This is a genomic window from Bacillus cereus group sp. N14, from assembly GCF_016483555.1.
GTDB lineage: Bacteria > Bacillota > Bacilli > Bacillales > Bacillaceae_G > Bacillus_A > Bacillus_A wiedmannii.
Window position 1 is genome coordinate 28,948 of record NZ_JAEHBQ010000001.1, and the last position, 12,725, is coordinate 41,672.

The window sequence follows — 12,725 nt, forward strand, 5'->3', positions numbered from 1 at the left end:
CAAGTAGCGCATCCGCACTACTTGGTTCTTTTTTAAGCTTGTTCCTCGAATCGTCTTGCGATTTCCACAATAACTTGAACAGCTTTTTCCATCGTATCCACCGAAACATATTCAAATTTACCGTGATAGTTTTCACCACCTGTGAAAATATTCGGCGTTGGTAATCCCATATACGATAATTGTGATCCATCTGTTCCACCACGAATCGGATGAATGTTTGGTTCGATATTTAAACTTTTCATCGCTTCATATGCAATATCAACAATTTCTCTCACTGGTTCGATTTTTTCAAGCATGTTATAGTATTGATCATTCATTTCTAAAACGACTGCATTTTGTCCATACTTCTCTTGCATTTGCTTCACAATATTTTCAACGTTATGTTTACGCGCCTCAAAATTTTCACGATCAAAATCTCGAATAATATAATACGCTTTACTTTGCTCAACATCACCATTTAATGAAAGTAAATGATAGAATCCTTCATAGCCTTCTGTATATTCTGGTGCCTCTTCTACTGGTAAGTGCCCATTAAACTCCATAGCAAGTTTAGTTGCGTTACGCATTTTATTTTTCGCTGTTCCAGGATGTGTATTCGTTCCGTTAAACGTTAACTTAGCACCTGCAGCATTAAAGCTTTCATACTCTAAACCACCTAATGGACCTCCATCCATCGTATAAGCACATGATGCACCAAACGCTTCTACATCAAAATGCGCTGGCCCACGACCAATTTCTTCATCCGGCGTAAATGCTACTCTTATTTTCCCATGTTTAATTTGCGGATTATGTATTAAATAGTTCATTGCAACCATAATTTCAGTCAGACCAGCTTTATCATCTGCTCCAAGAAGTGTCGTACCATCTGTTGTAATAATCGTATGTCCTTTATAAGATGGTAACTCTGGGAACTGTTCTGGCGTTAACACAACATTTAGCTCTTCATTTAACGTAATTGCATTGCCGTCAAAATTTTCATGAATTTGTGGTTTTACGTTTTCCCCTGTAAAATCTGTTGCCGTATCTAAATGTGCTAAAAAGCCGATTACAGGAACATCCTTATCCGTATTAGCAGGAAGTGTTGCCATTACATACCCATTATCATCCATTGTTACTTCTGTTAAGCCAATCTCTTTTAACTCTTCCACTAATAACTTACCAAACTCAATTTGTCCAGGTGTTGTTGGTACTGTATGACTTTCTTCATTTGATTGTGTATCAATCTTTACATATCTCGTAAATCTTTCAATAAGTTCTTGTTTCAAACTCATTCACTCCCTTTTATGTTTCTCGTTCTATTATAATCCTTAAAACGAAATATTTTAACTTTTTTGACTGCGAATATATATTTCATTTGTATTTTAGCAATTTTAAATAGCAGCTAAAAAGTCGTAATATTTGTACATTAAAACTCTTACATGTAATATACATAATTATAAAATATGGGAGGTTTTAAAGATGAGGCTAACTCTCTTTCGCTATTTTCTTTTTTTCTTAGGATTAATTTTTTTCGGCCTTGGAAACGCCCTTGCAGTCAAAGTTAAATTTCTCGGTTTACACCCTTGGGAAGTTTTAAACATGGCTCTCTACCAAAGGTTTGGGTGGACCATTGGTACGTGGAGTGTCATATGTGGATTATGTCTCGTTCTCATTTCTTTACTAGTAGATCGAAAATATATAAATGTGGGCACATTTTTAAATGCACTACTTATCGGTCCCATTATGGACTTTTTCTTACAATCAAATATCCTTCCAAACGCTAGTGATTATTTATGGATGAACTTACTCATTTTATTTGCTGGTATTGCAATTACAGGTATTGGGGGAGGGATGTATGTTGCGGCTGGGATTGGTGCTGGCCCTCGCGATGGATTCATGCTTACTATTTCCGACAAAACAGGACTGTCTATTAGCCGTGCTAGAATTATAGTAGAATGTGTTGTACTAGTTATTGGATTTATGCTAGGAGGTCCTGTTTTCATCGTAACTTTTCTTTACACCTTTATTCAAAGTCCAATCTTTCAGCAATCATTTAAGATGTTTCAAACACTCTTACATACTTTACATAGCAAAGAGAAAGTTAGTGAACATATTTAAAGTACAGCTTAATACAAATAAATTCACCCTATTTACGATTCTCACCACAAATAGGGTGTTTCTTTTTTCATCTCACAATTTCAGAATATATACTACTCATTCACAATAAAAGTATATACATCGTCATAAATACAGCCATTTACTTTAATTACATACTTCCCTGGTTTACTAAAACGAATTGTGTATTTATTTAACTGAATTGCTTCTTTATCTCCAGAAAGAATATCAATACTTCTACCACTCAATACATAAAATTCACTTTGATTCATCGTTACATCAATCGCATTGAAATTTCCTTCTTTCACCTGCTTTGTTTCCGCAGCGCTTACACTTGGTTCTAAAAACAGTAGTCCACTTAATCCAATCGTCCCCGCTAAAGCAACTCCCGCAAACTTTTTAATCTTTTTCATCACAATGTCCTCCTTATAAATTTTGTGTAAAGATGATGTTCCCCTTTACACCACAAAGCCTATATGTAATGAAATGAAAAGTAAACGGGGACCGTAAGACAAAATTCTACATCTTTTTCTCTGTTTGAATATAAATCCAACGTTTGGAGTTTCGTCAAATTTAAAATTGTTTCCTTAAACCAACTTCCATTTATATTATTCAGAAATTGAATAATTACTTATTGATTTAAGATTCTAAAAATAGTTGATAAAAATGCTTTCTATAAAAAAGTATATTTTATAAGTACGAATTAAAACATACTCCATATATTCAGTTTCATTCTCCTATCCATAATTTTTCTACATTCAATAATTGTTCATCATTAAATTCCAGCTTATATATGTCCGGCTTTGATGTATGTATTAGAAATCCAAACCCGTATTGCTTATCAAAATAATTCATCATGAGTGTCATTACAAGCCCATGTGTGCCAATTACAATTTTTTGTCCTTGAAAATCCATTAATATTTCCTTTAACACTTTCACTACCCGTCTCTGACAATCCTTATATGACTCTCCTTCCATGAGTGCAAAGTCAGGATTAGAGAACATCTTCTTTACAAGTGGATACACCTCTTTATCTGATATAACTTGATCCCCACTGGAAAACATACACTCTTTAAGGTTTTCATATACTAATATTTCTTTTTCATAGAAATTGGCTGTTTTTTCTATCGTTAACACAGCCCTCTTATATGGACTTGAAATGAAAGTATCAATTCCCTCTGTTTTTAATATGTCTGTTACTCTATGAGCGTCTAAACTTCCCTTTTCAGTTAAACCACGTGTTCTTTCACTCCCTTCTAATTTTGATGATTCACCGTGCCTAACCATATAGATATATGTATTCATACTTCCTCCTTGAAAATATTCATTTGTTTTTTATAAATTTTGTTGTTTTGTTCGTGTAATCCATTCTCCTACTAAACTCTCGAATAGTTCAGGCTGTTCAATTTGCAAGTTATGTCCCGCCATATCAAGCACCGCTAATGTTGCTCTTGGATAATCTTCAATAATTTCTATAACATCTCGATAACCTACCGATATATCTTGTCTTCCTGCTAATAAAAGAACGGGTTTCTCATATTTCTTTCGGTGAAACTCCATAGTAAGAGAATAATTTTTTTGCAACCTTTCAATAAATTCATAATTAGCAACATCTAACCCCGGCTTAATTTCTTCTTTAAATCGCTTATATGTATATTCATTTGCTACCACTGCTAACTCCCTAAATTCATTTCTTTCGGTAGAAGTTAACGTATTTAAAAACTCCTTATCTTGTACAATTATCTGTTTATCCGGCAAACGCCTTTCTTTTTGCAGCGCAACAACCACAGGACATATTAATAATAATCCATTGACTCTCTCAAACATTTTTGAAAGTATCCCTCTAGCTAAATATCCGCCGAAAGACTCTCCTACTAGTAAAAAATCTTTCTTTGGAATGATTTCTTCAATAAATATATTTAACACTTCTAATATATGATCTGAACTATTTATCCAATCTGGAGCATTCGATTTCCCCATTCCAGGTAAATCAATATATATTCGTTGATAACCTTCATATTTTTGAAATACTGATTCCATACATTTCATCATTAACCTATGATCCGGCGCACAGCCATGTATATTAATGACTGGTTTACCCTCACCCACAATTTCATAGTATACTTCTGCACCTTTCATTCGAAATAACATAAAAAGTCCTCCCTATTTAGTGAAAATACTATCCACTCTGTAAGAATACACGTTCTTATTTTATATCCTTTTGTAACATTTTTACAAATGTTAATTTTCAGATTAAAAATGAAAACCTTACTTAAAATAGCCTATAACAATCAAAAGATCAGCACAAAAGAGGATTCTCATCATTTTATATGCAATTGTGCATCTCCACTTACAAATTACTAAAAAACCTTTACAATTCAAAGGATGACTAAATATACAATTTCCATTTAAAATCTTGATGAAGTACATATTATCAAACTCAATATTTTTCAATTTTAAGAAGTATTAAACTCTTCAATACTTTCCTTATAAACAAGATTTTTACAAGGAAATCTGATACAATTCTTAAATAATATTATTATGTATAGATATTACGAATATAGTGCATAATTAAAGAAGGTGATTTTATTGAAATTAAATAAAAATTTACAACTATGTATATTAATCGGAACATTAATATGCTATTCAATCTATTTTATATTTTTTTATCTGTTCCCTACTCATTTTTCAAATTCGGATGTACGCTTCGCTTCACTTATCGTTGAAGCCATTACATTTGTATCACTAATTTATTCTATATATTCTAAAAAAGTCAGTTCAAATCCATTTTGGATATGTATCACAATAGCAATTGGGAGTTTTTTATTAGGAAAAATAGTATATACATATCAAGATAGCTTCTTCGAAATTCCAATACATCGTTTTACTATTTCTGATGTATTTTACATGTTTTTTCTACTCTTTTGTCTTATCGCTTTCAGTTATAAAATTTTAAAAGAATGCGATAAATGGGAAAAAGCGTTCTTTATTTGTGATATATGTATAGTACTTACTTCCATATTCACATTAGAGTGGTATTTATTTAATCAACCAAATTTAAATATATTCTCTCTTTCACTAGGAGATGTTTTCCTTTCATTTCTATATCCAATTGCAGATTTATTATTTCTTCTACTAGGCGTTAGTCTCTTTTTCCGTCCGACAATTTTTAATTCTAAACGGAAGATTTATATCTTTATTTTTGTATTAATAAGTTCTGCAACTTTTAACTATATTTATTTCTACTTAAATAACCATTTATCAACTGAAACGATAACATTATTACGTCTTTTATATAGAATACCTATATTGTTTATTGCAATAGCTGGATCTATTTCAGCAGATCGTAATAGCCATAAAAATTATTTCATTGTTAACCCTATAATAGGAAAAAAGGCTTTAGTTGTATTTCCCTATCTTGCTGTTGCAATACTAATCGGGTTTACATTAAAAGAACAAACAGCATCTTCAACTCTCATTACAGGAAATTGTATTACTTTCATTTTCGTACTCATTCGTCATTCTATTGTACGTATGCAAAACAATTCCCTAACAAAACATTTACAGGCATTTAATGCGCAACTAGAAGAAAAAGTGACTTTACGGACTTCTGATTTAGTTCATAAATCAGAGGCTCTATCTCAAAAACAACAAAAGTTTAAATCGTTATATGAATATCACCCTGATCCTATTTTTACAATTGATTTACACGGCGTATTCTTAAATGTAAATCAAGCCGGGAGTATACTACTTGGGGCACCAACAGATGAGTTACTCGGTGAAACATGTTTTTCAATTATTTTAGACGAAGACAAACATAAACTAACATCTGCATTAGAAAAGGTGAAACAACAAGAATCGGCATACTTACAACTAAGTTCTAAATATAAAGATGGTTTTACTTATTTTTTATACGTTACCATCGTCCCTATTATAATAGACGGACAAATTTCAGGAAGCTATATTATGGTAAAAGATATTACCGCACTAAAAAAGCAACAAGAAGAAATAAAGTATTTAGCATTCTATGATACGGTAACGAAAATTGGGAACCGTGCCTTTTTCCATAAGAAATTAAAAAAAATTATAAAACATGCTAAAACGACAGAAAGCGAGTTTGCATTATTATATTTAGATTTAGATCGCTTTAAAGCAATTAACGATACACTTGGACATTCGGCAGGAGATCACATATTAGAAGAAGTAGCGAAGCGATTCCAATCATGTCTTCCATCACATACTCATCTGTCAAGAATCGGTGGCGATGAATTTACAATCTTAATTGAAAACTATACTGACGAAGATTCCTTATTCGATTTATGCAACCAGTTATTTGAATGCATGGAAAAACCGTTTGTCATACATGAGCATACATTAACTTTATCACTTAGTATCGGCATTGCTATTTATCCACATTCCGGAATCGATACCGCTACACTTTTGAAAAACGCTAATGTTGCCATGTATGATGCGAAAGCAAAAGAACTTAACTCTGTCTCTATTTATGACGATGTAATCGCTAAAAAAATTGAAAGACGATTACGATTAGAAAAAGATTTACCAAACGCAATACAAAATGAAGAATTGTTCCTTTTGTATCAACCTCAAGTTGATAGTGCATCTAATAAAATTATCGGTGCAGAAGCTCTAATCAGGTGGAATCATCCTGAATTAGGCGTTATTTCTCCATACGAGTTTATTCCGATTGCAGAAGAAACACTACAAATTATTCCAATAGGAAAATGGACGTTACACCAAGCTTGTGAGCAAATGAAACGTTGGCACACACTCGGATATTCTCATTTAAAAATTGGTGTAAACTTATCTGCTAAAGAATTTGAACAAGAAGATTTTGTAAAGTCTATTTCTTCTACATTAGTAGCTACAGGCTTATCGGCAAGTTCTCTCGACCTTGAATTAACAGAGCGCATTGCAATGATGGATGAGCGAGAAACATTGATAAAGCTCCGCACACTAAAGGGTTTAGGAGTTCACATTTCAATCGACGACTTTGGTACAGGTTATTCTTCACTAGCGTATTTACCTTTATATCCAATAGATACGTTAAAAATCCCAAGAGAATTTATAACAATGTCTGAAACGTGTGAAGATGGAATGGAAATTATTAAAACGATTATCACATTAGCAAATACATTAGGAATGTCTGTTATTGCTGAAGGTGTAGAAACGAAAGAACATGTGAATTTCCTTCAAAAAAATAAATGTCAGTTTATTCAAGGTTACTATTATAGTAAACCTATCCATACTCATGCATTTACTGAGCTATTAGAAATCGGTATTCACCCATAGTATATAGCTAATTTGGATAAGTAATAATGAATTTGAACAACTATAGTAAAAAGGAAAGAAGATACCTTCTTTCCTTTTTACTATTTAAATTTCTATTACTTCACCACTTCATTTATTATATCTATTAATTGATGAATCCCCTCATCATTTGTTTTCTTATATCCATTCATGTTTTGAATATATCTCTCCTTATTTGTATGCAACTTATTTACTGCATGTATGAATACATTCGTACTTATTCTGTCTTGGAGTAAAACTTCCGCATATCCTTGCCGAGAAAAATATTCAGCATTTAAAACTTGATCTCCCCTACTGGAACTGTTAGTTAACGGGATAAGCAACATCGGTTTCTTCAAAAATAGCAATTCAGAAATAGCAGTAGAACCCGCTCTAGAAACTACAACACTCGCCATATTTAGTATATGCGGCAACTCGTCCCCTATATACTCAAATTGCATATAACCTTCCATACCAATAGATGAATCCACCTTCCCTTTACCGCACATATGAACAATATTAAAATTTAATAGTAATGTTTCCAAACTTTCCCTTACCATATCATTTATCCATTGAGCACCTTGACTCCCACCCATAATTAACAATACTGGTTTATCTTGCTGAAATTTACAATAGCTTCTTCCCCGCAATACGTTGCCCCTCTCAATTTCTTCCCTTACAATTGGTCCTACATAAACCTTCTTCTCATTACTTACATTTTCTCCTGTCTGAGGAAATGTTGTGCATAGTTTTGTAGTAAAAGGTAATGCTATTTTATTTGCTAATCCTAACGTACTATCTGGTTCACGTATTATTACAGGTACTTTATTCATCCACGCTCCTATTACTACAGGAACGGACACAAATCCTCCTGCCGAAAAAACAACATCTGGTTTTATTCGTTTCATCAATTTATAACTTTGTATGCAACCTTTTATTATTTTAAAAGGATCTTTAAAGTTCTCCCAATCCCAATACCTCCTAAGCTTCCCTGTTGAAATACTATTATACTTAACATTTTGAACTAATAGTTTTTCAATTCCATTTTGAGATCCAATATACTCAACTCCCCATCCTTTTTCCATAAATTTAGGGATCAATACCATATTAATCATTACGTGTCCGGCTGTACCGCCCCCAGTAAAGAGAATCTTTTTATTCATAATTTATATCCACCTTTATCATTAAAAATCTTGTTTTATACTAATCTATTAAATGTAAGTAAACTTACTATTATTTATATAAACATGTAACTCAAATCCTACATCTTGCAAAAAATCTTTAATAAGATCATAAAAATCATTTCCATACTCACTACATTCATACTGAGCAAAGACTTGGATTACAGGCCTAGTTCCTGTACCTATTACTGGATTTTTCCGATCACCCTTTCTTCCTTCCACATAGGCCCGACATTTCTTTATCGCCTCATAGATACACAAAACATGCTCTTCTTCATCTTTCCAGTCCAGCGTATCAACAATTAAAAGACATAGCGTATTTTGATTATCTATTGTTTTATAGCCATTCATATATTTCTTACATCCTTTTCATTTTTCATTGAATGCAGATTTCACTACACTTCGCATACTCGAGTACATCTTTTAATGATTGATGGAATTGAATTTCTGGGACCCAACCTAACCTTTTTATATCCTCTATTACTAAACTCTCATTTGATTCGCTCCCACTATGCTCTGCTTCTTTTATGGAAAAATTCAGCTGTGTTAATTCTTTGTATTGTTCTAGTACATCTAATAAAGACCGTTTTACCCCTGATCCAATATTATATTGTTTTCCATTTATTCCATCGCGCAATAACACATGATACGCTTTAACCGCATCACGTACATCTAGAAAATCCCTACTATCTTTCAAACTGTTTACTTCAATAATTGCTTCACTTTTATTCGACTCTATAGTTATCATTTTTTTTGCAAGAATAGAACAAATACCATTCGATACTCCTGGACCAATTAAATTCGAGGGCTTTGCAATGATAATATTTGAATTCATTAATTCACTCCACGCCTCTGCAATAATGACTTGCATCGTTTTACTTAAACTATATGGATTTGAAATTTTTATGTTGTTCATACTATCTGCTTGCAAAGCAGATCCTATAACCAATGTTCTACAGTGAGGTACTTCTTGCTTAATTGCTTCTAATAAATATAATGTCCCTATTACATTAACCTCTACATATTCAAGAGCAGCTGTCCAAGACTCTATGACCGAATTCCTTCCTGCTAAATGCAATACATAATCTGGCTTTATTTGTTTCATTACCTTCATTACTTCGCTCTTATTAGTTAAATTACAAGTAATACCATTCCCAATTATTTCTCTATGTGCACGATTTTGAAACATAGGAATTACATGAAAGCCCTGCTCTAAAAAATATTGGCAAGCATGGCGCCCTGTGAAGCCATTTGCGCCAGTTATTAAGAGGCTCGCATTTTTTTTCATCGTAAAAACCCTCCTTTTTCTAGCATTTGTTTCACCTCATGTTTTGTAAGTAAGTCTTGTTGAGAACTAAAACTCTTCACATCCACAAGCGGATAACTAGCATAATATTCTTGAAGTCCTTCTATAGGAATAGTCGGTAGCACAACAAAATAATTTTGATCAAAACTTATACTTGTTTTACTCTCTACCTCAGATAAAAGCATTTCACTTAATTTTTCACCAGGTCTTATCCCTACCTCTTTTATCTTCACATTTTCTTTTTTCGAATCTTCAATCAATACTTTTGCTAAATCCGTTATTTTACATGCTGTCATTTTCATAACAAAGATCTCCCCTCCTCTTCCTTCAGATGCTGCTTTAAATAACAATCGAACAGCATCTTCAATCGTTAAGAAAAATCTAGTCATATTTGCATCGGTAATCCCTACTTGTGAAGATTTTTTAATTTGGTTTTTAAAAAGTGGTACCACACTTCCGCTCGTCCCTAAAACATTTCCACCACGAACACAAATAAATTTTGTTTTCTTCGTTTGCATATTCGCATGAACCATTAACTTCTCACCAATTGCTTTTGTCATCCCATACGTATTTGATGGGTCAGCTGCTTTATCCGTTGAAACATATATAACTTTCTCAACTTGCATCTGTATAGATGCTTCAATTACATTTTGTGTACCATGTATATTAGTTTTTATAGCTTCATAAGGATAATACTCACATACTGGAACATGTTTTAAAGCTGCAAGATGGAATACATAATGTACACCTTGGCATGCATAGGCTATTTGATCTTTATCACGAATATCTCCAATAATAAATTTTAACCTATCATCATTTATAAACTGTTGCTGCATTTCAAACTGAACCGTTTCATTTCTTGAAAAAACCCTAATTTCTTTCGGTGATTTTTCTAATAGTTGTTTTATAAGTTCATGTCCCCACGAACCTGTACCACCAGTAATTAAAATTATTTTATTCAGCATCTCTTTTCCTCCTACCAAACATTTCAATTAATATAGTATTTATAAAATTTATTGAATTATTTTCAATTGATTTAAATCATAATCGTCGTTTGTTACATTTAATTGACAAAATAAAAAAACAGAAACTATTAAAAATAGTTTCTGTTTTTCATTTCACCTCACAACAGTAAGATTTTTTATACTGTTTGCATAATAAATACCTTGTAAAAAACACCGCTCATTTATTTCTTATACTCGTAATAAAATAAATAGAATGATTCATAGCCAATAATCATGTTTAAATTTATGAAAAAGGGAGGTAATGGAATGTACCGAAGCAATTCAAATCATACAGATAACGGACTTTCCAAAGCATTGCCTCTATCCCTATTTGATGTAAAAAATGAATTGAAACAAAAAAACAAGCTCATTCATTCTGACACGATGTATAAATTAACGAAAGAAGAGCAACTGATCATCAACAACATAAAAATACAAACAGAACAGCTAAATAAAAATAATGTTACAAGAACACGCGCATACTACCAATTTTACATTCAATATCCAGAAATACATTGGGCACTACTTGGGCATATGGTATCACGTAACGGCGGTTGGAATATGACTGATTTAAAGGGCGATTTATATACGAAAATTTTATCAGAGAAAGATCAAGTCACATTTTTTTCTTTTTTAGAAAGAGGGAATTGGCTTATTTTCCAAGATGTATATCCTCAATTTCTGCTTTACGAACAAAGTGTAAAAAGAGCACAAAAGCTATTTCACCTTCTCCCTCACCTAAATGTTTCTACATTTATGGAAACGATGTGGAACGATTTTTGGAAAACAGGTAACAAAAAAACATTAGCCATTGCAACTATTATTAATGAACAAAACTACTTAGAAAAAAGAGTGATTCAAAATATACAATTTAAAAAGACTGTACTTAATAGTATTGGATTTAAACTCTTTGATTTCTTTCAGTTTAATCATATCCTTTTCCCATTCTACGAAAATGATAAGAAACACAAAGTATTACTATTTGGTGATACAATGAAGCATTTCACTTCCTTACACGAACGAATCTTAATTGGAAAAAGGTTGTATTCCTTATTATTTCGAGACACACATGTTTTATCTCAAATAATAAGCTGGGCCCAGCACCATCCACATACAGGATCAAGGAAAGATTACTGGCCTCATTTATTCTCAAGTGTAAATGAATCTTTTTCCCGTGAATTTTATAAGCGTCGAATAAAAAAATGCCAGTTGCGTAGTGGCGCTTATCGTATATACAGTCCTGAACTCATCTATGCATGGCGAGATATGAAGCATGAAGAAGTTGACAGTGAAGATTGGTTTACGGACTGGCAAGTTGTAAATTACTTAGTAGATAAGGAGGAAAATATAAATGGACAAATTACAGAAGACTACTGTAAAACGCTCGAAAAAATTGAACTCGCCATTCTTGCAAAGAAAAACGTCCTCCTTCGAGAAGAAGAATGATTTTTTAGCATTAGCAGTTACAATCTTACTCTCTTGTATTATCGGAACTTGCTTAGATGCTTTCTTTGTCGCGAAACAAATGTATGCCTTTCCGGTTAGACCATTCTCATCCATATTTTCAGTTAACATTGGTTTTACTTTGTTTGCACTACCGATTTTAACAACGATTTTCATACAAATTTCAAAAACATTAACTGCAGTTTCTAGAATGCTATTTATTGTTTCAATAGGTATTTGTGCTAGCATTTTTGAACAGGTTGCTGAAAGATTCGGTTTCTTTATCCATAGCGTAGATTGGAATCATACATACTCTTTATTTGGCTATATGATTTTCTTTTCTTTTATTTGGAAAATATATCATTTCATACAAAAATAAAGAGACCATTA

12 protein-coding genes are annotated in these 12,725 nt (G+C 32.4%); 4 read left to right on the forward strand and 8 right to left on the reverse strand.

Translation table 11 applies throughout. From position 1 onward, the window contains the following. Positions 1-32: 32 nt before the first annotated feature. On the reverse strand, positions 33-1,265 hold the full coding sequence (gene pepT / locus JDS82_RS00155; protein WP_000807005.1) for a peptidase T: 1,233 nt from the start codon (positions 1,263-1,265) through the stop codon (positions 33-35). A gap of 193 nt (positions 1,266-1,458) precedes the next feature. On the opposite strand from pepT, the gene JDS82_RS00160 reads away from it, so the two are divergent. After that, a complete protein-coding gene (locus JDS82_RS00160; protein ID WP_001241265.1) occupies positions 1,459-2,097 on the forward strand; it encodes a YczE/YyaS/YitT family protein in 639 nt (212 codons plus the stop codon). Between the two features lie 92 nt (positions 2,098-2,189). Here the strand turns inward: JDS82_RS00160 and JDS82_RS00165 are convergent, their stop codons facing one another. From JDS82_RS00165 to JDS82_RS00175, 3 genes are all read right to left on the reverse strand, one after another. Continuing rightward, the gene (locus JDS82_RS00165) at positions 2,190-2,507 is read right to left on the reverse strand and encodes a hypothetical protein (RefSeq protein WP_000721341.1); all 318 of its coding nucleotides are present in this window, start codon (positions 2,505-2,507) and stop codon (positions 2,190-2,192) included. A 316-nt stretch (positions 2,508-2,823) separates the two neighbouring features. Further along, positions 2,824-3,399 carry a histidine phosphatase family protein gene (locus JDS82_RS00170; RefSeq protein ID WP_001099571.1) on the reverse strand — a complete coding sequence of 192 codons (576 nt, stop codon included), beginning with the start codon at positions 3,397-3,399 and terminating at the stop codon, positions 2,824-2,826. Positions 3,400-3,429: 30 nt separating this feature from the next. Continuing rightward, a complete protein-coding gene (locus JDS82_RS00175) occupies positions 3,430-4,245 on the reverse strand; it encodes an alpha/beta fold hydrolase (RefSeq protein ID WP_000898923.1) in 816 nt (271 codons plus the stop codon). 438 nt (positions 4,246-4,683) lie between these two features. Here JDS82_RS00175 and JDS82_RS00180 point away from each other — a divergent pair, with 438 nt between their 5' ends. After that, positions 4,684-7,404, forward strand: a complete 2,721-nt coding sequence (locus JDS82_RS00180; RefSeq protein WP_199712488.1) for an EAL domain-containing protein — start codon at positions 4,684-4,686, stop codon at positions 7,402-7,404. A 95-nt stretch (positions 7,405-7,499) separates the two neighbouring features. On the opposite strand, the gene JDS82_RS00185 is transcribed toward JDS82_RS00180, so the two are convergent. The 4 genes from JDS82_RS00185 to JDS82_RS00200 are packed head-to-tail and all read right to left on the reverse strand — an operon-like array spanning position 7,500 to position 10,853. After that, positions 7,500-8,564: an undecaprenyldiphospho-muramoylpentapeptide beta-N-acetylglucosaminyltransferase gene (locus JDS82_RS00185; protein ID WP_199712489.1), complete on the reverse strand. Its 1,065-nt coding sequence runs from the start codon at positions 8,562-8,564 to the stop codon at positions 7,500-7,502. A gap of 48 nt (positions 8,565-8,612) precedes the next feature. Continuing rightward, positions 8,613-8,933, reverse strand: a complete 321-nt coding sequence (locus JDS82_RS00190) for a DUF6572 domain-containing protein (protein ID WP_199712490.1) — start codon at positions 8,931-8,933, stop codon at positions 8,613-8,615. 25 nt (positions 8,934-8,958) lie between these two features. Beyond that, entirely contained in the window at positions 8,959-9,870 is a 912-nt protein-coding gene (locus JDS82_RS00195; RefSeq protein ID WP_199712491.1) for an SDR family oxidoreductase, read from the reverse strand. After that, positions 9,867-10,853 carry a UDP-N-acetylglucosamine 4,6-dehydratase family protein gene (locus JDS82_RS00200; protein ID WP_199712492.1) on the reverse strand — a complete coding sequence of 329 codons (987 nt, stop codon included), beginning with the start codon at positions 10,851-10,853 and terminating at the stop codon, positions 9,867-9,869. The genes JDS82_RS00195 and JDS82_RS00200 overlap by 4 nt, the downstream gene beginning before the upstream one ends. Before the next feature lie 306 nt (positions 10,854-11,159). On the opposite strand from JDS82_RS00200, the gene JDS82_RS00205 reads away from it, so the two are divergent. Both JDS82_RS00205 and JDS82_RS00210 read left to right on the forward strand, forming a co-directional pair. Next, complete coding sequence (locus JDS82_RS00205) at positions 11,160-12,338, forward strand: DUF2515 domain-containing protein (RefSeq protein WP_000286276.1); 1,179 nt, start codon at positions 11,160-11,162, stop codon at positions 12,336-12,338. Next, entirely contained in the window at positions 12,244-12,714 is a 471-nt protein-coding gene (locus JDS82_RS00210) for a CBO0543 family protein (RefSeq protein WP_000359642.1), read from the forward strand. The genes JDS82_RS00205 and JDS82_RS00210 overlap by 95 nt, the downstream gene beginning before the upstream one ends. Positions 12,715-12,725 lie beyond the last annotated feature (11 nt).